Origin of the sequence: Sphingobium boeckii (assembly GCF_014199215.1) — a bacterium.
In the GTDB taxonomy this organism is placed as follows: domain Bacteria; phylum Pseudomonadota; class Alphaproteobacteria; order Sphingomonadales; family Sphingomonadaceae; genus Sphingobium_A; species Sphingobium_A boeckii.
In genome coordinates this window covers 146,529-167,211 of record NZ_JACIJC010000004.1, presented here as the reverse complement: position 1 = coordinate 167,211, position 20,683 = coordinate 146,529, and the positions used below count along the sequence as shown (strand labels likewise).

The 20,683-nt window shown below is 62.8% G+C and carries 20 protein-coding genes and 1 riboswitch; of the genes, 5 read left to right on the top strand and 15 right to left on the bottom strand.

Annotation, left to right across the window (positions count from 1 at the left end; genetic code table 11):
* Positions 1 to 4: 4 nt before the first annotated feature.
* The 5 genes from FHS49_RS12375 to FHS49_RS12355 form a co-directional block, all read right to left on the bottom strand.
* The gene (locus tag FHS49_RS12375; RefSeq protein ID WP_184018971.1) at positions 5 to 772 is read right to left on the bottom strand and encodes an ABC transporter ATP-binding protein; all 768 of its coding nucleotides are present in this window, start codon (positions 770 to 772) and stop codon (positions 5 to 7) included.
* Complete coding sequence (locus FHS49_RS12370; RefSeq protein ID WP_184018969.1) at positions 769 to 1,755, bottom strand: FecCD family ABC transporter permease; 987 nt, start codon at positions 1,753 to 1,755, stop codon at positions 769 to 771. The genes FHS49_RS12375 and FHS49_RS12370 overlap by 4 nt, the downstream gene beginning before the upstream one ends.
* Positions 1,752 to 2,657, bottom strand: a complete 906-nt coding sequence (locus FHS49_RS12365; protein ID WP_246350752.1) for an ABC transporter substrate-binding protein — start codon at positions 2,655 to 2,657, stop codon at positions 1,752 to 1,754. Before FHS49_RS12365 ends, FHS49_RS12370 begins: the two co-directional genes overlap by 4 nt.
* Entirely contained in the window at positions 2,657 to 4,567 is a 1,911-nt protein-coding gene (locus FHS49_RS12360) for a TonB-dependent receptor plug domain-containing protein (protein ID WP_184018964.1), read from the bottom strand. The genes FHS49_RS12365 and FHS49_RS12360 overlap by 1 nt, the downstream gene beginning before the upstream one ends.
* Positions 4,568 to 4,741: 174 nt before the next feature.
* A riboswitch (cobalamin riboswitch) is annotated at positions 4,742 to 4,979 on the bottom strand.
* A gap of 63 nt (positions 4,980 to 5,042) precedes the next feature.
* The gene (locus FHS49_RS12355) at positions 5,043 to 6,266 is read right to left on the bottom strand and encodes an NAD(P)/FAD-dependent oxidoreductase (RefSeq protein WP_184018962.1); all 1,224 of its coding nucleotides are present in this window, start codon (positions 6,264 to 6,266) and stop codon (positions 5,043 to 5,045) included.
* 122 nt (positions 6,267 to 6,388) lie between these two features.
* On the opposite strand from FHS49_RS12355, the gene FHS49_RS12350 reads away from it, so the two are divergent.
* Both FHS49_RS12350 and FHS49_RS12345 read left to right on the top strand, forming a co-directional pair.
* Positions 6,389 to 8,227 (top strand): DUF885 domain-containing protein, encoded by a 1,839-nt coding sequence (locus FHS49_RS12350; protein ID WP_184018960.1) that lies wholly within the window; start codon positions 6,389 to 6,391, stop codon positions 8,225 to 8,227.
* Between the two features lie 210 nt (positions 8,228 to 8,437).
* On the top strand, positions 8,438 to 9,490 hold the full coding sequence (locus FHS49_RS12345) for a GGDEF domain-containing protein (protein ID WP_184018958.1): 1,053 nt from the start codon (positions 8,438 to 8,440) through the stop codon (positions 9,488 to 9,490).
* Between the two features lie 89 nt (positions 9,491 to 9,579).
* On the opposite strand, the gene FHS49_RS12340 is transcribed toward FHS49_RS12345, so the two are convergent.
* Positions 9,580 to 10,650, bottom strand: coding sequence for a LysR substrate-binding domain-containing protein (locus tag FHS49_RS12340; protein ID WP_184018957.1), 1,071 nt, complete (start codon positions 10,648 to 10,650; stop codon positions 9,580 to 9,582).
* A gap of 57 nt (positions 10,651 to 10,707) precedes the next feature.
* Here FHS49_RS12340 and FHS49_RS12335 point away from each other — a divergent pair, with 57 nt between their 5' ends.
* A complete protein-coding gene (locus tag FHS49_RS12335) occupies positions 10,708 to 11,955 on the top strand; it encodes a GNAT family N-acetyltransferase (RefSeq protein WP_184018955.1) in 1,248 nt (415 codons plus the stop codon).
* Positions 11,945 to 12,328, top strand: coding sequence for a hypothetical protein (locus FHS49_RS12330; RefSeq protein WP_184018953.1), 384 nt, complete (start codon positions 11,945 to 11,947; stop codon positions 12,326 to 12,328). The genes FHS49_RS12335 and FHS49_RS12330 overlap by 11 nt, the downstream gene beginning before the upstream one ends.
* Positions 12,329 to 12,346: 18 nt before the next feature.
* Here the strand turns inward: FHS49_RS12330 and FHS49_RS12325 are convergent, their stop codons facing one another.
* The gene (locus tag FHS49_RS12325; RefSeq protein ID WP_184018951.1) at positions 12,347 to 12,523 is read right to left on the bottom strand and encodes a hypothetical protein; all 177 of its coding nucleotides are present in this window, start codon (positions 12,521 to 12,523) and stop codon (positions 12,347 to 12,349) included.
* A 293-nt stretch (positions 12,524 to 12,816) separates the two neighbouring features.
* Between FHS49_RS12325 and FHS49_RS12320 the strand changes: the two genes are divergently transcribed.
* Positions 12,817 to 13,647: a hypothetical protein gene (locus tag FHS49_RS12320; RefSeq protein WP_246350676.1), complete on the top strand. Its 831-nt coding sequence runs from the start codon at positions 12,817 to 12,819 to the stop codon at positions 13,645 to 13,647.
* Here FHS49_RS12320 and FHS49_RS12315 read toward each other — a convergent pair.
* The 8 genes from FHS49_RS12315 to flgG form a co-directional block, all read right to left on the bottom strand.
* Positions 13,640 to 14,587 (bottom strand): flagellar motor protein MotB, encoded by a 948-nt coding sequence (locus FHS49_RS12315; protein ID WP_184018947.1) that lies wholly within the window; start codon positions 14,585 to 14,587, stop codon positions 13,640 to 13,642. The genes FHS49_RS12320 and FHS49_RS12315 overlap by 8 nt on opposite strands.
* Positions 14,588 to 14,590: 3 nt before the next feature.
* Positions 14,591 to 15,454, bottom strand: a complete 864-nt coding sequence (gene motA / locus FHS49_RS12310) for a flagellar motor stator protein MotA (protein ID WP_184018945.1) — start codon at positions 15,452 to 15,454, stop codon at positions 14,591 to 14,593.
* Between the two features lie 122 nt (positions 15,455 to 15,576).
* Positions 15,577 to 16,407 (bottom strand): flagellin, encoded by an 831-nt coding sequence (locus FHS49_RS12305; RefSeq protein WP_184018943.1) that lies wholly within the window; start codon positions 16,405 to 16,407, stop codon positions 15,577 to 15,579.
* A gap of 11 nt (positions 16,408 to 16,418) precedes the next feature.
* On the bottom strand, positions 16,419 to 17,765 hold the full coding sequence (gene flgK / locus FHS49_RS12300) for a flagellar hook-associated protein FlgK (RefSeq protein ID WP_184018941.1): 1,347 nt from the start codon (positions 17,763 to 17,765) through the stop codon (positions 16,419 to 16,421).
* The gene (locus FHS49_RS12295) at positions 17,762 to 18,064 is read right to left on the bottom strand and encodes a rod-binding protein (protein ID WP_343052974.1); all 303 of its coding nucleotides are present in this window, start codon (positions 18,062 to 18,064) and stop codon (positions 17,762 to 17,764) included. The genes flgK and FHS49_RS12295 overlap by 4 nt, the downstream gene beginning before the upstream one ends.
* Positions 18,061 to 19,161: a flagellar basal body P-ring protein FlgI gene (locus FHS49_RS12290; RefSeq protein ID WP_425502688.1), complete on the bottom strand. Its 1,101-nt coding sequence runs from the start codon at positions 19,159 to 19,161 to the stop codon at positions 18,061 to 18,063. The genes FHS49_RS12295 and FHS49_RS12290 overlap by 4 nt, the downstream gene beginning before the upstream one ends.
* Positions 19,162 to 19,172: 11 nt before the next feature.
* A complete protein-coding gene (locus FHS49_RS12285) occupies positions 19,173 to 19,856 on the bottom strand; it encodes a flagellar basal body L-ring protein FlgH (protein WP_184018939.1) in 684 nt (227 codons plus the stop codon).
* A gap of 13 nt (positions 19,857 to 19,869) precedes the next feature.
* Positions 19,870 to 20,658: a flagellar basal-body rod protein FlgG gene (flgG, locus tag FHS49_RS12280; RefSeq protein WP_184018937.1), complete on the bottom strand. Its 789-nt coding sequence runs from the start codon at positions 20,656 to 20,658 to the stop codon at positions 19,870 to 19,872.
* Positions 20,659 to 20,683: the final 25 nt, after the last annotated feature.

Genomic DNA, 20,683 nt, shown 5'->3' with positions numbered 1-20,683 from the left:
TCCATCAATCGAGAAAACGAATGGCCGCACCGTCTGCGTCGCGGCTGATGCGGACGCGGACATCGTAAAGGTCCGCCAGAATGGCTTCGGTCATCACTGCGGCCACGGGGCCGGCGGCGAGCAATCGACCGTCGCGCACCGCCACCACATCGTCGGCAAAGCGCAAGGCGAGATCAAGATCGTGGATCGCCATGATCACGGTGCGACCCGCATCGGCGCGTGCGCGCAGACGCCGGGCGGCGTCGATCGCGTGGCGCGGATCAAGGCCCGATGTCGGTTCGTCCACGATCAGCAATTCGGGATCGCCGACGATCGCACGCGCCAGCATCGCGCGCGCCAGTTCGCCGCCGGACAGGCTGGTGGCAGGACGATCGCGCAAATGTGTCAGGTCGCAATCCGCCAGCGCGCGATCGATCCGCGGCAGCAACGCGGCCGGCAGATCGCCAAAGGCCGGAAGGGCCGGGGTGAGGCCAAGCGCCACGACACGTTCCACGCTGATGGGCCACTCCACGCCCGCGCGCTGGGGCAGATAGGCGCGCCGCTCGGCCAGAGCACGGCGGCCGATGACCGGGAGGGATTTGTCCCCCAGCATGATCGATCCCGCTATGGGCGTGAGCAGACCCGCGGCGGCTTCCAGCAAGGTGCTCTTTCCCGCGCCATTGGGTCCGATTACCGCAGTCAGTCGCCCCGTCACGAAGATGATATCCAGCCCATGTAAGACCATGCGTTTGCCACGCATTGCGGTAACGCCTTGAAGCGTCAGCGCGCTCATGGCGCGCGGCTCCGCACATGCAGGACAAGCCAGAGGAAGAACGGCGCGCCAATGATGCTGACGAACACGCCGAGATTGATCGCCGGGCCATCGAAGCGGATCACGCGTGTGGCGATGTCGGCCATCACCATCAGGATCGCGCCCGCCAGCGCCGCGGGCAAAAGCGTCTTGCCGGGGCGGTGACCCACCAAAGGCCGCACGACATGCGGCGCGACGAGACCGACAAAGCCGATTGCTCCGGATACCGCGGTTGCCGCCCCCACGCCCAGCGCGGTGCCAAACAAGGCGAGCAGGCGGGTGCGGCCGACATGCACGCCGAGGCTTTCCGCCTGCGCCTCGCCCAGCGCCAGCGCATCGAGCGCGCGGCCGGTGAACAGCAGCAGCGCGCCGCCGGCGAGGATGAACGGTGCAGCCAAATGGACATGATCCCAGCTCCGGTCGGTCAGCGATCCCATCAGCCAGGTCATGATCTCATAAGCGGCATAAGGATTGGGCGCGAGATTGAGCGCCAGACTGACGCCAGCCGCCGCGATAGCGGACACTGCCGATCCGGCGAGGATCAGCGCCAGCGTGCCGCCGCTACGCGAAAGCAGCAGCGCCAGACCTGCGGTGATGAAGCCGCCCGCCAGCCCGAACAGCGGTGTGGCCAGCGTGAAGGCCGCGGCGAAACCGTAATAGATGGCGATCACCGCGCCCAGCGATGCGCCGGCAGAGACCCCGAGCAGGCCGGGCTCGGCCAGAGGATTGCGCAACAGTCCCTGCAACGTGGCACCGGAGAGACCAAGGATGCCGCCGATGAGGATCGCGAGGATCAGGCGGGGGAGGCGAATCTCGGTAACGATCAGGCTGGCGAGATCGGTTTGCGTGCCGGAAAGCGCGAACAGGATTTCGTTGGGGGTAAGCCACACCGTCCCCGCCAGCAGCGACAATGCGGAGATTATGACAAGTGCCACGATCAGCGCGGGGATAAACCAGCGGCTCATTGCAGAACGCCCTTGGTGAAGGGCAGGGGGGTGCGCACAGCAGCGGCCGCCTGTCTTAGTTCCTTCTGCAATTGGAGCGCGGCATCGGCGACAAAGGGCGTGCCGCAGACATAATAGGCCTGGCGGATCGTCAGTGTGCGATCGCCATCCCAATAGCGCCGGACCAGCCAATGCCGGGACAGATTATCGCGCAGCCCCGGCCGGCGAAAAACGCGCTGCCCCTGCACCAGCAAGGCCGGTGCGGCGGCGAGCAGAACTTCGGCATCGGGCGCGCCATAGCCGGAGGCCGGCGGCGTGTTCGCCACGTTCACCGCCCTCGCCGCTTCGAGCACGGCGTTGTAAAGCGATCCCTTGGACGCATTGAACCCCGCGCCATCCCATGCGGCCACGCGGAGCAGCGGACGAGGATGATCGGCCAGCGCCGCCAATTGCCGGTCCATCCGCGCCAGCAGCATCTCGCCGCGTGCTTTCTCGCCAACGGCCTGGGCCACCTGCCGGGTGATCTTGCGGATATCCTCAAAGCTGCTCGCATGCGGCACCTCGATGATCGGATAACCCATGCGCTTGAGCAGCCCGCGCGTGGCGGGCGTCGAGAAATCCCCCGCGACCACCAGATCGGGTTTTTGCCTCAGCACGTCTTCGGCCAGGCCGTGATTGACGCCCACACGCATGGCTTCTGCCGCCATCAGCGACCCCTCCGCATCGCGCGCCAGCCATGTGACCGATGCGATCCGTTCCGGCGGGAGCAAGGCCAGCACAAGCTGATCGGTGCACTGGTTCATCGACATGACGCGCAGCGGTTTCGCGGTGGGCGCCGGAATGCCGGGAAACCGCGCCGCGCTGCCGATCGAAATCGGCAGCGCGGCGGCCAGCATCGCTATGAGGACGCCGGAGGCTTTCATCACAGGCGGATGCGAACCCCGCCATAAGCCGCACGGCCAGCGGTCAGGAAGCCGACATTCTCGACATAGCGCTCCTTGAACAGATTTTCGACGCGGCCATAGATGGAAATCCCATCGCTCACTTCGAATGCGGCACCGAGGTTGACCAGCGTGAACGCGTCAAGCGGCGCGGTGACATAGGTCGCGAAATTGGTGTCGAGCTGTTTGCCATTGTGGCGCACCGTCACAGTGGCACCAAAGCGGTCATCACTGCTGCGCCATGCAAGATTGGCGCTGCCGATATGCTTGGCGCGGCGGATCAGAACGATCCCGGCCTCATTTTCGGCATCGAGATAGGTATAGGATGCGTTGAACCGGAAACCCGCCGGCAGATTGGCGTCGGCAGAAACCTCCACGCCCTTGTGCGGCGATTTTCCGGGCGCGTTGATCGCGGTGTAAACGGGGGAGAAGGTCGAGACGATCTTGTCCTTCAGATCGGCCTCGAAATAGGTGGCGTCGATCCGTGCATCGCCGTCGAGGAACGATTGTTCGACGCCCACTTCCCAGCCGGTCGATTTTTCCGGTTTCAGATTGGGATTGCCCACGAAACCGCTGGTCGGCGAATAGCCGAACAGTTCGGAGAATGTGGGCGCCTTGACGCCGGTGCCTGTTGCCGCATGAAGCCGTGTACCGAAATTGAAGCGGTAGCTGGCCTGCGCGCGCCATGTGGTGTCATTGCGGAAACGGCTGTTCTCATTGTGCCGAATGGCCAGACCGATGCCGGCGCGGTCGTCCAACTTCAGATCATATTGGCCGACAAAGCCCCAATTGGTGGTGCTGCGCTTGGGATTGGCGGCCGAGATCGCACCGCGGTTATGAAATTCCTCGCGCTCATAATCCACCGCACCGGTGAGGCTGTGGCTGATCGGGCCGGAGCCGAGGCGAAGCGTGGACACCCAACTCGCTTTCTGGCGCTGCCCCGCGCTGCCGCTTTCCACCGCGCGATCCTGATCGAAATAGGTGCGCTTGCTATCCTGCATCTGCGCGCTGAAATCATTGACCCAGCGATCGTCGGCATTCCCGATGCGCGCGCCGACAAGGCCGTAGAAAGCATCATTCTTGTAGGAGCCGCCTTCGTCCGTGGCATTGCCCGTAACGAAATAATCCTGATTGTTCAGTTCGGCATCGGTGTGATTGTAACGGGCCACGGCGCGCAATGCGACGCTGCCGATCTGATAGCCGAATTTGCCGCCCAGCGTTCCGATCTTGGAGCCGATCTTGCGCGAGCCGCCCGGGGCGATGACATAGCCGCCAATGCCCGAATAGGAGCCGGTGAGCGCGTAATCGAGATCGCCGACGATGCCGGCACCACGGACGCCGCCCTGCACGGTATCGAACGCCCCCCCTTCCAGACGGGCGCTGAAACCGGGCAGATCACGGCCGCTGGCGGTGATATAATTGATCACGCCGCCGATCGCATCGGAGCCATAAAGCGCGCTCTGTTCCCCGCGCAGCACCTCGACGCGTGCGCCGTCATCGGCAAAGAGCGTGGCGAAATCATATTCGCCATAGGTGGCGTCCGATGCTTCGATGCCGTCGATCATCACCAGCGTATGGTTGCCCTCGGCACCGCGAATGCGCACCTGGGTAAGCCCGCCGACCGGGCCGGTGCGGCTGACCGCGATGCCGGGCACATCGCGCAGGATATCGGACACCTGCTGCGTTTGCCGGTCGCGAAGATCCTCCGCGCGCAGGACAGTGATCGACGATCCGAATGTGGCGGTCGATACGCCGCCATCGGCGCGCGTGCCGGTCACAACGATCGTATCGGTGATCTTCTGATCGTCACCGGGTGCATCCTGCGCGAAGGCAGGCGCATGACTGGACAATGCGGCGGACAGCGCCAGCGCGGAAACAATGGATTTAGACAATTTTCGTACCCCCAGGCGCCATGAGCGAAATGAAGGCGAGGGCGTCCGCGCAAACGGTCAGCACGCGCACCGGGCGGGCGCCGGAGCCCCCGTCACGCGAACCGATGCGGCCCTCGCCGCATAGACGTCGCTCAGACGGAGTACCGTGCCGTGACCATTCCCTGGATCAAGGCAAGAGCGACCGGTGCGCTGGCAGGTCTCCTGGCTCGCGGGTCAAGGCTCGATGCACGCCTTCCCAGGCCCCGCACGATTTAGCGTCCGGCCCAGTGGCTGCCCCTCCATGAAGAGGAGCGATGTGCATCGCGCTCGCCGCTTACAGTTGCAGGGACAGCCGCGGCATTGGATGACGGATCATCCGCACCGCATTCCCATTTTAATCCCCTTGCAGGGAACCGGCGCGATCTTTGAAGACCTGAAATCAGGTCTTCGGGCGGGGCCATAGGATAAGTCGGCGGGATTGCCAATCCATCATCTGTCACTCATCCCCGAAGCGATAGGGATCGAACAGCGCCAGATCCGGATCCGGCTTGCCGCTGAATTGGGCCGCGAGCAGATCAGCCGCCAGCGCGGCAAAGGCGATGCCATTGCCGCCAAAGCCTGCGGCAATCCATATCTCATCCATATGCGCGGCAGGACCGATCGCAGGCAGGCCATCGGGCGAACTGCCGAATGTGGCGGCCCATTGACGGTCGATCGAAAGCGGCCCGCAGCCGAGCATCGCTTCCACCTTGGCCTTGATGGTGCCGGCTTTCTGTTCGATCAGCGCATCCCGGCGCAGCGGATCCCAGAAATCCTCATCTTCCCCGCCGGCGATGATCCGGCCATCGCTGGTGGTGCGCACATAGAGATAGGGATCGGAGGCCTCCCAGATCATGGCATCCTCGCGCCAGAGCGGCGCAACGCCCGGCGGGGTGGCCATCACGAAGCTGGAGAGCAGACTGAACTGTGGTGGCAGGAACACGCGTGCGCGCTCATAGCCGCTGGCGAAAATCACACGCTTTGCGTTCAATTCTCTGCCATCCTCCAGCGTGAGGACGGTGCCGTCTCTCGTCAGAACGGACGTTACATTGCATGGATAGCAGAGCTTTGCGCCGCGCTGGCGCGCAATCTCGAGCAGGCCGTGCGCCAGCTTGACGGGATCGACGACGAAACCGCCCTCGGATACGAGCGCCGCCCTGGGTGCAATGCCGAAGCGGGCGGCCACCGCATCCGCATCGAGATAGCGCGTCGGAAGATCATGGCGCGCGTGGAATGCGGCTTCATGCTGCAATCCCGTTTCATCCAGCACATCGCCCGCCAGATAGACTGTCGGCCTGTCCCCCCGGTCACAGTCAACGCCCAGATCTTCGATCCGCGCCGCCAGTCCGCGCACGGCCTGATAGACGCATCGCCATCGTCTCGCGGCCCCGGCCTCGCCGATCTTTTCCGACAGATGCGACAATGGCACATCCATCGCCCACATCAGTTCGGCGGTGGACGCAGCCGTGCTGCCATGGCCGGAAGGGCGTCGATCGAGCAACACGATTGAATGCCCGTCCGCGCTCAGCCTTTCAGCAAGGATCGATCCCATGATGCCCGATCCGATGATGGCGATATCGCAAGGACCCTCGGGCAGGGGATCGGCGGGCGGCGGTGTCCAGTCGCTGTCGCGCCAGGCCGGGACGCCGCCGCGCAGATCGTGATGTTCGGTGAGTTCCATCCCTGCTCAACCGCCGAAGCGCGATATGGTTACGCAGCCGTGTGAAATACCGCGCGCGCATTCATTGCGTGGCCTGCGGGACTATGGGAAGGTTTGCGATCATCAAGGCATGGAGCGCGGATATGTCACAGCTTGATCGTCGGCAGTTTCTGGGCGCGACCGGCGCGCTGGCCGCGGCGCAGATACTGCCAGGCAGTGCATCGGCCGCCAGACCCGTGAAGGGCGACGCTGCAGCAGAGCAGATGCTGGCGCGGATGGCCGAAGAATTGCTGGCCGAATATCCGGAAAATGCCGGCGCGCTCGGGCTCGACAAGGGCAAGAGGGCGGCGCTCAAATCGCGGCTGACCGATCGGTCGGCCAAGGGCGCGCGGCGTCATGCCGATGCCGCCGCGAAGCGACTGGCGCAATTGAAGGCGATCGATCTGCAAAGCCTGAGCCCTGCCGCGCGGCTCGACGTGGGCGTGGTGCAAACCGCGCATGAACTCGCGGCGGAGGGCTTCGCCTTCCCGTTCGGCGATGTGGTGACTTTGAGCCAGCAATGGTCCTATCGCAACGCGCCATATGTCGTGGCGCAGAATACCGGTGCCTTTATCGAGGTGCCCGATTTTCTGGATAGCAGCCATGCGATCGCCAGCGCATCCGATGCGGACGCCTATCTCGCGCGGCTGGAGGCTTATGCGGACGCGCTGGACGGGGAAACCGATCGTCTGAAGCATGATGCCGGGATCGGCGTGATCGCGCCATCCTTCCTGCTGGACAAGACACTGAAGCAGATGACCGGTGCCCGTGCGCAGCCGATCGCCGACTGGACCGTGGTCCAGTCGCTTGCGAAACGGAGCGGGGCATTGCGCGGCGATTATGCCGCACGGGCGTCGCGGATCGCAGGCGACAGGATCGCGCCCGCGCTCGATCGCCAGATTGCGGAACTGACGCGGCAACGCACTCGCGCGACTGCCGACGCGGGCGTATGGAAATTGCCCGAAGGCGAAGCCTATTATGCCTGGGCGCTGCGCGCGGCGACCACGTCGCGGATGACGCCCGATGAGGTCCATCAGCTCGGCATGGAGCAGGTGAAGATGCTGGCGTCGCAGATGGACGGGCTGTTGCGCGCGCATGGCATGACGCAGGGCAGTGTGGGGGAAAGGATGACCGCACTGGGCGAGGATCCGCGGAATCTGTATCCCAATACCGATGCGGGCCGCGCGCAGATCCTGGATTATGTGAACGGACGCGTCGCCGATATCCGCACCCGACTGCCGCTCGCCTTCGCCACGCTGGTGCCGGGCAATCTGATCGTGAAGCGCGTGCCGCCGGAGATCGAAGCCGGCGCGCCCGGCGGTTATGCGGCTTCGGGCAGCATCGATGGTTCAGTGCCCGGCAATTATTATATCAATCTGCGCGATACATCGATCTGGCCCAAATATGCGCTGCCCACGCTCACCTATCACGAGGGCATCCCAGGCCATATCTGGCAGGGCGAATATAGCTATAAACTGCCCCTGATCCGCTCCTTGCTGGCCTTTAACGCCTATTCGGAAGGCTGGGCACTCTACGCCGAGCAATTGGCCGACGAACTGGGCGCCTATGGCGGCGATCCGCTCGGCCGGCTGGGCTATCTGCAGTCCATGTCCTTCCGGGCCTGTCGTCTGGTGGTGGATACGGGGATCCACGCCAAGCGCTGGACACGGCAACAGGCCATTACCTGGTTTGCGCAGACCAATGGCTCGACGATCGAGGAAGTGCAGGGCGAGGTGGACCGCTATTGCGCGTGGCCGGGGCAGGCGTGTGGCTATAAGGCCGGCCATATCGAGATCAATCGGCTGCGCGACAAGACGATCAAGGCCCTCGGCAGCCGCTATGATCTGAGGTTGTTCGACGACGCCGTGGTGAAGGGCGGTGCGGTGCCGTTGACGTTGCTGGAGCAGGTGATCGACGCACATATCGTGGCGCGGCAGCAATAATCTGCCTGCTCCCTTCAAAATCGATCGAATTTGCGGTCATTATGGTTAAGTTACGCTACCGTATCCGTTAACCCGAGTATGAGACATGACCAGAAACAGTTCGATGGGGGCGAGACCATTTCTCTAGAACCCATTTTGGACGCCGATGGGGATCGGCGTTACCGCAAAAAGCGCAATGTCGGGGAGGATCGTCCCCGATGGTTTGCGCGGTTGCTCGGATGGATCGGCGATGGTGGGGACCAGGCCGAACCGGAAACGCGCCCGGATATCCCGCCGCCGATCGAGCTGGATGACACCAGCCGCAAAATCTTTCAATTCTTCAAGCAACACGGGCTTGATGCCAATCCGGACCATTTTCATCTCGCCTGGACCTATTTCGTCTCGCCGCTGAACAGCTTGAGCATCGCCGTGGACGAAGCTCTTGTCCGCGATGGGCGGCTGACCGAGGAATCGGCCGCTTTGCTGCTGTCCGAATATCGTGCGAGCAGCGTCGCCAACGATCTGGCCGGGTTGCTGGTGCAGGCGCGCGAAGGCATTGCCGATGGTAGCAAGGTGGTCAAACGGTCACGCGAGGATGTCGCGGCCTTTGGCGTGGCGTTGCGCACCGAGTTGGGCGAAACGCGGCAGACGCGCGGATCGCCGGACGTCGACCAACTGATGCAATTGACCGAGGCGATGATTCAGAAGGCGTCGGAAGCCGAGCAGGAATTGCGCGGCGTTTCCGGCCAATTGGCGAAGATGGAAAAGCGCGTCCGCACCGCGGAGCGGCTGGCGGAGACCGATCCGCTGACCGGATTGCCCAACCGCCGCGCGTTCAATGATGATCTCGAGCAGGCCATCGCCCGTTGCCGGGCGCGTGGCACGCCGCTCAGCGTCGCTTTTTGCGATATCGATCATTTCAAGGTGATCAATGACACCCATGGCCATGCCACGGGCGATCGCGTGCTGAAATATATCTCGGGCATCCTGGCGGGCATCGCGAACGGAAGCTGCCATGTGGCGCGGCATGGGGGCGAGGAATTCGTGATCCTGTTCAGGGATCAGACCGTTGAGAAGGCGATCGAGATCGTGGATGGCATCCGCGAGACGCTGGCGCTGAAGAAGCTGGTGGCGATGGACACTGAACTGCCGATCGGCACGGTCACCTTTTCGGCAGGGGTGGCGCAACTCGGCGACGAGTCGACCGCGGCAGATCTGCTGCATCAGGCCGACATGGCGCTTTACCGGGCCAAGCATTCGGGGCGGAATCGGGTCTGCCTGTAAGGCGAACCGAATAGAACAACCATTCGGGCTGAGCCTGTCGAAGCCTTATTTTGCCTTCGACCGGCTTAGTCCGAACGGCGTTTGCGGGTTCAGATCAGGTCGTCGCCGATCAGAGGCTCGAACAGGCGCACGACGTTGCCGCTCGCATGGGTGGACGGGTTGAATTCGGACGGGTGAACGAAATCGTTCCTGAACCAGGGATAGCGATCCGGATCGAAGACCGAGCGCAGCCATGAGACGCCGGCCATCACAGGCGGCGAATGGCGGGCTTCGGGATGATAATAATAATAGAGATCGAAGCGGAGCTGCGCGGGCAGGTCGATCGGGATCAGCTTGCGCGTGATCCCCATGACATAGGTGGGCATGAACGCGATGCCGGCACCGCTCGCCACCGCCCAGAAGAGGGCAAGGCTCGAGTTGGTGCGGATCGGCAGGAAGCCGACCGGCCGGTCACTGCCGATCAGATGATCGAGCAGGCTTGAATTCACGCCCGGCGCAACCTGCTCGATAAAGCGATGATTGCGCAGATCGTCGAGCGATTTGGGGACGCCATGTTGCTCGATATAGCCGCGTGAAGCGAAGGGCATGAAATGCAGCGTTGCCAGCTTGCTCACCACAAGCTCGGGATTGCGCGGCAATGTGAACAGCAGACCGATATCGAGATCGGCGCTGCGCTCCGAATGCACGTCATAATCGCACATCAGTGATACGGTGAGTTCGGGAAATTGTTGCTGCAGATCGAGCAACCGTGGCGTGAGCCAGCCCGATCCGATCGCCTCGCTCGCCCCGATGCGGATCTCGCCCGGACGGCGCAGTTCATATCCGGCTTCGTGTGACAGCGCGTCCATCGTGGCACCGCGCATACTCTTGGCCAGATCGCCCATGCGGCGGCCCGCGGCGGTGGGCCGCACGCCATCGGGCGAGCGTTCCAGCAGGACTTCGTTCATGGAGCCTTCGAGTCGCGCGATTCGCGCCCGCACCGTATTGACCGACACATTCAGCATAGTCGCCGCCGATCTGAGGCTGCCGATCTCCGTCACGGTTAAGAAAGCGTTGAGATCGTCCCACCGGAGATTGGCAGGAAGCAGCCGTTCCTGCGCGCTGTGCGGCGCTTGAACAGGGTGTTCACTTTTCTTGTTCACGGCATCGGGTGGTCTCACCGGTATCTCATCCTCCAGCGGCTCCGAGGGGTTTGCCGCATGAGGGGTAGAAACGCAATGGAAGCTGTATTTGGAAAGCCCGGCACAAGCGGCAACGTGAACAGCCTGGCTTTCACGCCCAGCTTCTACAAATGGCTGGGACGATCAGCAGGGTCATCAAACCGGATCGAAATACCGAACGACGCGGAGGTCGGCGAAGCCCTCCGGATTGCCAGTGCGCATATGGTGCTTGCGGAAGCAACGCGTATCGAAGCGATCCGGAGACGCAATGCAACGGTATTTCGCGTGATCCGGCGGGGCGATAATATCGCTCAATGGCCTTTCATCGCATTTCTGCCCCTCAACACGCTTGGCGTCGAAGCCATGGCTTCTGGCGCTTTCGATGGCCTGTGTCCCGATCCGTCGTGGATCGTGGAGGCCGGCGAAGCGCCGCTCGCCATCTATGTATGGCTGGTCTATGCGCCCGGCCGCATGGTCGATGGATTGCGGCTGCTCCAGGCGCTTGAAGAGATTGGCGGCGGTGTTTCGCTCTTCTCGCGCGCCGTCAATCCGGTGTCCGCGCGTATCCAGGAATCGATCGGTTTCCTGCCGGCGACGCAATTCTATCCGGATGCGCCGTCATGGGCGCTGGTGATCCATCCGCAGCAGAGCATCGCGCCTTCGCGGCCGCGCCGCCCGAAGATCAAGGTGACCATCGCCCGCACGATCGAGGATGTGATGAGGGTCTTTGCGGTGCGATCGGCGACCTACATGTCCGAACAATTTGCCACTTATGAAGAAGAATATGATGGCAATGACTTCTGCGCCACCCAGCTTCTGGGCACGATCGACGGCGATCCGGCCGGCTGTGCGCGGATCCGCTATTTCGGGGATTTCGCAAAGCTGGAGCGATTGGCGGTCCGGCGCGAATATCGCCAGACGCGGCTGATGTTCGAGCTAGTCCGCGCCTGCATCGATCATTGCCGAGAAAAGGGCTTTTCCAAGCTCTACGCACATAGTCGCGCGGATCTGGTGCCCGCATGGAGCCGCTTCGGCGCGCGATTGATCGAAGGCAAGGCACCCTTCTGGTTTGCGGACGTGGAATATCGCGAAATGTATATGGACGTGGAACCCACCAAGGATGCGATCCGCTTCGGCGCTGATCCCATGGTGCTGATCCGTCCGGAAGGTGTGTGGAACCGTCCCGGGCCGTTCGAACAATTGCCCAAGGGCGGCGTGGCCAATCGCGCCGCGCTGATCGATCTTCACGCTCGCCGCCTGCGCCGGCCGGATCAAATGCCCCGGGATGCCTGGGATGCGCGATAACGCTTTCGATCTTCGCGTGGTGCGCGGCGGCCACGATGCTGGTGATGGATCGCTGCTCAGCGCTGCCATCCGCATGAAGGATGCGCGCCGGATCCGGGCATCTCTATTTGGCGCCGGCCTGTTTGCCGAACCGAGCTGGGATATTCTGCTGGAAGTCTATATCGCGCAGGAGGATCGCCGCTCGCTGCTGGCCGCGGACATATGTGTCGATATCAATGCGGGGTGGTCGAGCGTGATGCGCTGGATCCGGGTGTTGCGGAGCGAAGGCCTGATCGAAGGCTATCCGGCGCTGCCGATATCGGAAAATACGCCGATCACTCTGTCCCGCAAGGGCGATGAGAAGATGGTGGCCTATCTGTCGATTACTCACTGACGAAGGCGTTAACGTCGGTCAGGCCTCGCCGGCGATGTTCTGGACATCATAATCCCACGCCTCGAGCCTGCGGATCGCCAGATCGAGATGCGCGCTCGCTTCCCATGCTTCGGCGCGATCCAGTAAAGTCAGCGCCTCGTTCATCAGCGCGATGGCAGTCTGCGCCAACGCTTTCGGTTCGATGCCATCTTTCAAAGAATTTTCCCCGGCGATCACTATCTGGTTCGGTATGCTGAACGGACGCACTCATCAACAACCGTTGTTAAACCGTGCTTGTTAATCATGATAACGTCCGGCAACGCCATATGTTTAGTTGCCGGGGGCGGCTCATAGCGATGAAAAACACATAATTACAGTCACTGAAAGTGTTAACGCGGAAGTGTATCATTAGTTGACAGTTTAGGGTTTTGTTAACCGGATTTGTTTAGCTCTGGGCGGTAACGCGTTCGGGGAAATTCATGGGTGCCAAGCCGATCAATGCTGGAGGTATGGCGGATGCCAGAATCTCCTATGCGATCGGCCAGGCTTCGCAGCGCACCGGCGTGGACTTCGATTATCTCTGGAATCAGGCGCGGGTGGAAAGCAGCCTCGATCCCGGTGCCAAGGCGAAGACGTCTTCGGCGGCAGGGCTGTATCAATTTATCGAACAAAGCTGGCTGAGCACGGTGAAGAAACACGGTGCGGCACACGGCTATCAAGCCGCAGCGGAGGCGATCAAGCAGCGTTCCGACGGGCGTTATACCGTGAGCGATCCGGAGGCGCGCCGCGCCATTCTGGCGATGCGCTATGATCCGGATGCGTCCGCGGCGATGGCCGCCGAATTTGCATCGGACAATGCCGATTATCTGACGCGGCGGATCGGGCGGACGCCCAATGCGACCGATCTCTATTTTGCGCATTTCCTGGGGGCGGGCGGCGCTTCGAGCTTCCTGAAAGCCGCCGCCGCGACCCCCGACGCCGCCGCCGCGGCGCAATTTCCGCGCGAGGCAGCGGCCAATCGCTCGATCTTTTACACCAGAAGTGGTGAGGCCCGCAGCTTTGCGGACGTCTATGCGCTGATGGGCAACAAGCTGGGCGGCAGCGGTGCTGCCGCGGCTGTGGTTGCGCCATCCTATGCCGGCGGGTTTGCGCCGGGATTGCGGCTCATGGCGGAGCCGCCGGCAGACGGAATGACCTGGGGCGGGCATATCGCGCAGCAGGAGGCTGTGACCGAATTGGACACCGCCGATACACTCGAGGCGCGTCCGATGGACATGCTGCGGCCCAATCCGCAATCCGCGCGGCTGGCCTATATGCTCGTGGTCTCTTCGCTCACTTAGACGCGATTTTCTGCGGCGCTGCCTGTGGTTCCACGGGCGCTGCGGGATCGGCATCCATATTCGCACTGTCCGAAATCCATGCCAGCGTGACCGACATGCGGCGGTTGCGCGGATCATAGATATTGCCCGGCACATAGGGTTCGCGCTCCGCCACGCCTTCGATCCGGGCGAAACGCTGCGGGATGACGCCCGATGAATTGAGCGCGAGGCGCGTCGATTCAGCCCGTGCGGCAGACAGCGTCCAGTTATTGCCGCTCCGCCCCGAAGCGTAAGGCAGGGCATCGGTATGCCCGCGCACGATCACATTGTTGGGAATGCCGTCGATCACCCGCGCCACTTCGCCCAGCAGCCGTCGTGCTTCGGGAAGCAGGGTTGCGGTGCCCAGGCTGAACATCGAGAAATCGGCCTCGTCGATCAGATCGATGCGCAGCCCCTCGCGTGTCTCTGTAAAGCGCACGTTCTTGAGCAGACGGCTCAGTTTCTTGTCGCGCTTCATGCGCTCGGTCAGCTCTTTGCGCAGCATCTGGAAGCGCTTGCGTTCACGCATCCGTTTTTCGCCCGCACCGTCCTTGTTGCCGCCTGTCGCATCCTTGGGCATTGTGATGCCCTTGGACCCCGTTTGCGCGGCCTTGTGCGCATAATTGTCACGCGAAACGATGGATTGCCCGCCGAACGCGCCGTTCGATCCGGCGCTCTTCTGGCGCATCTCGATCAGCGTCGGTGTGAAGTAATCCGCAATGCCCTTGCGCTGCTTCTCGGTGGTCGCGCCCAGGATCCAGAGCAAAAGGAAGAAGGCCATCATCGCGGTCACGAAATCGGCATAGGCCACTTTCCATGCGCCGCCGTGATGGCCGCCATGGTCGCCCGCGATGATCTTCTTGACGATGATCGGGCGAACTTCGGGCTCGTTCTTGCCCCGTTTTGCTGGTGCCTTCGCCATGGATCAGCGACCGCGCATACCATCGAACACGTCGGCGAAGGCGGGCTGGTTGGAATGGGTGATGCCAGACCGCGCGGCTTCGATGACGAGCGGGATGGGGTGGCCGTGCAGCGATGCGATGATCATCTGTTTCACCACATGATAGATGGCGTCATCCGCCTCGATCACCTGCTTGGCGCGATTGGCGAAGGGCGAAACAATGCCATAAGCCAGAAGCACGCCCAGGAATGTGCCGACCAGCGCGGAGCCGATCATTTCGCCCAGGATTGCCGGCGGCTGATCGATCGAGCCCATGGTTTTCACCACGCCGAGCACGGCGGCGACGATGCCGAGCGCGGGCAAGGCATCGGCCAGCGTCTGAAGCGCTTCGGCAGGCTGCATCGTATCGTGATGGTGGGTCTTGAGGCTGTTATCCATCACCTCTTCCACCGCATGAGGATCAAGCGTGCCGGAAGATACGACGACCAGACGGAGCGTATCCGTGATCAGATGAACCAGCGTGTCGTCTTTCAAAAGCCGGGGATATTCGCCGAAGATCGTGCTGGTCTTGGGTTCCTCGATATGCGGCTCCAATGCCACTGGCCCATCGGTGCGCATCATCTTCATGAGCGCGGAGACCAGGAAGATCACATCCAGAAAATCCTGCTTCTTATATTTCGGTCCCTTGAATATCTTGCCCATCACGCCGCCCAGCGCCTTCAATTCCTTCATGGAATTGCCGGCGACCATCGCGCCGACGGCGGCACCGCCGATGATCAGCATTTCATGGGGCACGGCGTGCATCACTGCGCCGAGATCGCCGCCGGTGATCATGAACCCGCCGAACACCATGACGAGAAGGATCACGAGACCGATTGCTGCGAACATTAAAGAACCCCCGTGATACGCGAAGCGGCGATTACAAAAGGCCGCCGGTAACTATGTCTCTCTTGGGATTAACGGCAGAGCGGGCCGCGGCTTTACGGTTAACGTGATATTAGCTCGAAATTTTATCCAAGAAGATCGAACAATGTCTGCCGGTTGATCCGCACGAAGCTGGCCTGTGCCGCCTCGAGCGTCAGGATCGCGGCATTCATGCGCGGGGTCGCCTCGGTGATGTCCGTATCCTCGATATCCGAACGCTCCGATTTGAGCGCCAGCCCGGAGACCAGGAAACGCTCCCGCACCTGATCGATCAGCGCCGCGCGCGAACCATGTTCGCCGCGGGCATCGGTCAGCCGCTCCTGCGCGCCCTGAACCGCGGTCAGGCTGCCTGCAATGGCGGTGTCGTTGCCGGACTGGAGCGCCGCGACGGCCGCGTTCAGCGTGGAAACGAGATCGCTGCCGGCAGGCCCGAAGACGGATTCGAACGATGGATTGGCCTGCAGGGCACTCGTCTTGCCCACTGGAATGGAGAGCGGGGTGCCATTGGCGAAAAAGGGCTGGCCGCGCGAATCCGATTGGGCGGAAAGCTCGGCGATATCGGTTGCGAGACCGGCAATTTCGGATGCGTAATTCTGCCGGTCTTCCGCGCTCATGGTGGTGGACCGCGCGAGCGTGATCAGTTCCACCGCGCGATCGACCGCGGTGCCGATGCTGGTCAGCGCGGTTTCAACGCGCCCGGCAAGCGCCGCGGCACCATCGGCATTGGCGGCCCAAGCCTTTTCATTCGCCTGCGCCTGCCCGATCTGCGTCACGCGGGCGGCACCGACGGGATCATCGGACGGGGCCAGGATCTTCTTGCCTTCCGAAATCTCGGTCTGGATGCGGGCCACGGCCTGGGACAGCCGCGTCTGGCGGGCGATCTCGGCATTGAGGTGATGGCGGCTGCCAATGATCATGTCGCGCTCCGTCAGAAGATATCGAGGATGGATTGCATGGTCTCGCGGGCGATCTGGATCACCTTTGCCGAGCCATTGTAAGCCTGTTGATAGCGCAGCAGTTCGGCGGCTTCGCGATCGAGATCGATGCCCGCGATTTCGTCCCGCGCGGCCAGCGAATTTTCATGCCGCGCCTTGAAGGCGCTTTCCTGCGTGCGATTGGACAAAAGCTGCTGGGCAAGCTGGGTCACCAATTCGGCATGACGCGCTTCCGCGCCGGATTCGGTGCGCTGGGATTGGAGCAGCAGAAGATTGCCATTTGCCGCTCCGCCGGGTGCTGCAGCCGCGATCATATCCGGATCACTGGTGTTCAGCGCCATTGCGGCGGCCCCGGTGGTCGTCAGCAGCGCCTGGCCGGGATTGCCCGCCTTATCGAGGCCATTTGCCGACCAGCTATTGATCTGGCCCGCGAAATCATTGGCGATGCTATCCAGCGCGATGCGCCGATCGGCAATCGCGGTTGCGGATGAAACCAGCCCGGCCATCGAGCCGCCCGCAGGCGACAACGTGCTGGTTTCGCCCGCGAACGTGGTGGAAAGGGCGATCCGGCCATCAGCGGCGGTGCGCGACTGGACGATCGCTGCGACATTGCCCTCCAGCAGCACCGGCCCGCCGGGGCCATTGGCGCGAATGCTGGCCGCGCCCTTGGCGTCCAGCGTGATATCGATCGACATCTTCTGGTTCAGACCATCGAGCAGCCGATCACGCTCGTCTTCCAGTTCGGCGCGCGAGCCCGTGCCCGTCGCAACGCGACGAATGGCAGTGTTCACATTGGCGAGCGCCTGAAGATCGTTATTGATCGCCGTGGTCGTGGTGCCGGCTTCGGCGGAGACGCCCTTGGCCGCCTGCTCAAGCCCTTCGGCGCTGGTGCGGAAGGCCGCGGTCACATCATCCAACGCCATCAACATGCCGCGCCGGGGCGCTGCGCCATTGGGATCGGCTGCCAGCGTATCGGCGCTGGTGTAAAATGCGGTCAGCCGTGCGCCGACGCCCGCAGTGCCGGTATCGAGCGCTGTTTCGGTGACAGTGAGCCAGCGGGTCTGGGCGCTGGAGCGCGCGGAATCGGCACCGGCGCGGCGTGCGTCGGTCGCGCGAAACGCATCCCAGGCACGATCCACCGCATCGATCTGCACGCCGCCAAGCGCCGTGATATTGTTATAGAGTGCCATGCCGGGGCCAAGCACCGCGGTTTCGCGCAAGCTCACATCGCGCCGCGAATAGCCTTCGGTCTCCGCATTGGCGACGTTATCGCCGATGGTCGCCAATGCGCCGCGATAGGCGGATACGCCAAGCGAGCCGATCCGCAGCAGGTCACTCATGTGGCTTTACCTTTGTCGGTGGCGGGAACCATGCCCTCGAATTGCTTGAGCAGCATCTGCGCGATGCCGAGCGATCCGCTGGTGGCCATGCTCTCGGCCAGCTTGGAATCCTGCATGTCGCGAAACTGATTGCCCGCGTCGCTGCCGAACAGATCTTCGCCAAGGCTGGGCGAGCGCATCGATCCGATCATCTGCCGTGCGAACACCGCTTCGAAAGCCTGCGCGGCCTTTTCAAGCTGCGCGCGCTGCGGGGACTGGCCGGGCGCGGCGCCGGTGATGGAGGAGAGCGCCGAGGTCACAGGATCACCAGCTCCGCCTTCATGGCGCCCGCCTGCTTCAGGGCTTCCAGGATCGCGACCAGATCGGCCGGCGATGCGCCGATGGCGTTCACCACCTTGACGATATCGGACAGCGACGCCGTTTCCTGCACCGCGAACATGGGGGAGCGATGCTCTTCCACCGTGATCGTGCTGGACGGTTCAAGCGCGGTTTCGCCCTTGGAGAAGGGCGCTGGCTGGACGATCCGGGGATCTTCATCCACCTTCACGGTGAGCTTGCCATGGCTGACGGCGGCGGGGCGGATGCGGACGGCACCGTTGATCACCACCGTGCCCGTGCGGGCGTTGACGATGACGCGCGCGGGCGCATCGGCGGGATCAACATAGAGGTTTTCGATCTGGCTCATCAGCGTGGAGCGCCCTTCGACACCCGTGGGCGCTTCGATCGCGATCGATACGGCGTCCATGGCACGGGCGCGGCCCATGCCGATCGAAGCGTTGATCGATTGCGCCACGCGCTGGGCGGTGGTCAGATCGGCTTCGGCCAGATTGAAGGTGAGCAGCGGGGTATCGCCAAAGCCGTTGAGCACGGCCTGTTCGATCGTGGCACCCGAAGGGATGCGGCCCGCCGAAGGAATGTTGATCGAGAGCTTCGATCCGTCCGCCGCTTCGACGCCAAGGCCGCCCACCGCAAGATTGCCTTGCGCCATCGCATAGATCTGGCCATCCGCGCCCCGCATCGGGCTCATCATCAGCGTGCCGCCGCGCAGCGATTTCGCCTTGCCCAATGCGGACACGGTAATGTCCAGGCGCTGGCCCGGTTTGGCCATGGGGGGCAGATCAGCAGTGATGATCACGGCCGCGCTGTTCTTCAGCGCCGGATTGACGCCCGCGGGCAGCGTGATGCCGAAGCGCGATGCCACGCCCTTCATGCCCTGCGTGGCATATTCAAGGCTGTCATCGCCCGTACCGGCCAGGCCGACGACGATGCCATAGCCCGTCAACTGGTTGACGCGCAGACCTTCGAACTGGCCGAGATCCTTCACCCGCTCGGCAAAGGCCGGGGTGGAAAGGCTGGCCAGGATCAGCAGCGCAAGGGTCAGAAAGCGTTTCATCATATGTCCTAACGTCAGAACGGGCTGATTCTTGAGAAGAAGCTCTGCAGCCAGCCCTGTTTGCTGGCCCGGGCGATGTCGCCCTTGCCCGAATAGACGATGCGGGCGTCCGCAACGCGGGTGGAAGCGATGCGATTGTCCGCACTGATATCGATCTGGCGGACCAGGCCGGAAATCCGGATATATTCGTCGCCGCGATTGAGCGTGACGCGCTTTTCGCCGCGCACCAGCATCGTGCCATTGGGATAGACCGCCGCCACGGTGACGGTGATCTCGCCCTGCAGCGTGTTCGACTGGGTGGCCTGGCCCTTGCCGGCGAAGGTGGCACCGCCGCTCATGGCCACATCGCTCGGATTGAAGAGCGACAGCGGGCCGGTGGCGGGTGGGGTCAGGCCGATATCGCCCTGCCGGTCGGTCGATTGCGTCGCGGTCTTCACCGCCTGGGTGCGTTCCACCAGCAGGATCGTGACCAGATCGCCGATCGAGGCTGCGCGATTGCCGCTGGTAAGCGGTGCATAGCCATTGGCCACCTGAAAGATCGCGCCATTGGTGGGCCGTGCCTGAAGCGGATCGGACATGGTGGGCGCGAATTCGGGATCGACCTGCTTTTTTTTCGCGGAAACGGGTGCCGTGGCCACCATCATGGCGGCCACGGCGATGAAGGCGATGCCAGCGCCAAAGGAAATGCGGGTTGTCATCAGATCAAGCGCCTTAAAGCTGCTGATTGACATATTTGAGCATCTCGTCGGTCGCCGAGATCATCTTGGAATTGACCTCATAGGCGCGCTGGGTCTCGATCATGTCGACGAGTTCCTCGACGACATTGACGTTCGATCCTTCCAGCGAGCCGCTGCGAATGGTCCCGCGACCGTCGATTCCGGCGGCGCCGACTTGTGGGGAGCCGGACGCCGCCGTTTCGACGAGGATGTTGTCGCCAAGCGCCAACAGACCCGCGGGATTGATGAAGCGTGCGGTCTCGATCTTGCCGAGTTCCGTGGCTTCGCTTTCACCGGGCAGGGTGGCGGAAATCGTGCCGTCCGCGCCGATGGTGATGGCTTGCGCGCCTTCGGGAATGCTGATCTCCGGAATGAGCGGCTTGCCGTCATCGGTGATGATCTTGCCTTCGGGCGACTGATTGAAATTGCCGGCGCGGGTATAACCGATGCGACCATCGGGCATCTGCACTTGGAAATAGCCGCTGCCTTCAATCGCCACGTCGAGCGCATTGCCCGTGGTGATCAGCGATCCGGCGGTATCGATCCGCGATGTGCCCGTCATCTGCACGCCCGAACCCAGCGACAGGCCGGTGGCATATTTGTTTTCGCCCGAAGAGGTGGCACCCGGCGCGGTGATCGATTGATAGGCCAAGGTCTCGAAGCTGGCGCGATCGCGCTTGAAGCCCGTGGTGTTCACGTTCGCCAGGTTGTTGGCGATCACGCGCATCCGGGCCGATTGGGCGTCAAGGCCGGTGCGGGCGACGTGGAGAGCGGAACTGGTCATGTGTTTCTATCCCTGTTCTTGAGAT